This is a genomic window from Acinetobacter lwoffii (assembly GCF_024129735.1).
In the GTDB taxonomy this organism is placed as follows: domain Bacteria; phylum Pseudomonadota; class Gammaproteobacteria; order Pseudomonadales; family Moraxellaceae; genus Acinetobacter; species Acinetobacter lwoffii_H.
In genome coordinates this window covers 1-504 of record NZ_JAMXXK010000124.1, presented here as the reverse complement: position 1 = coordinate 504, position 504 = coordinate 1, and the positions used below count along the sequence as shown (strand labels likewise).

The 504-nt window shown below is 41.5% G+C and carries 1 pseudogene; it reads left to right on the top strand.

The annotated features are described in order from the left end of the window. Positions 1 to 120: 120 nt before the first annotated feature. Positions 121 to 237 (top strand): annotated as a pseudogene (locus NI469_RS15755) (arsenical resistance protein ArsH); the annotation flags it as partial. Positions 238 to 504: the final 267 nt, after the last annotated feature.

The following is a 504-nucleotide window of genomic DNA, read 5'->3' as shown; positions in this document are numbered from 1 at the left end:
ACCAGCGCACAGCCCAAAGAATGATTTCGCCCTGAAAATGCCGACCATGGAAAGGATTCATATGCTGCACCTTTAGCTAAAACAGTCTTCAGCTTACCATTCGTGGTTATTTGCAACAGTGCCTTTAAGTTCACTCTACTGACTCGTGGTCAAAGCAAATACCTGACTGATCGTTATTCTGAACGCAAGGAATCGGCTGAAGAGTTGTCCAAGCGTGTAAATCAGCGCAGTTTATAAATGCTGGATGGTATTAAATACTGCGCCTCATTGCCAGGTCAGTAACACTTTTATGCTGTACCGATGAAGTGCTGTTAAAGGTACAATGAATATTGTAAAAACCCAGTCTTCATGATTGGGTTTTTACATTAAAGAAGTCAGAGATAAATAAGGAAAAGGTGAAGGCTTTGAACCAGAAACGGCACTGTTGCAAATAGGCTGACATGATAAGCTAAATATCTTATTTATTTCGAGATACAGCAGATGAATCCCTTCCACGGTCGGCAC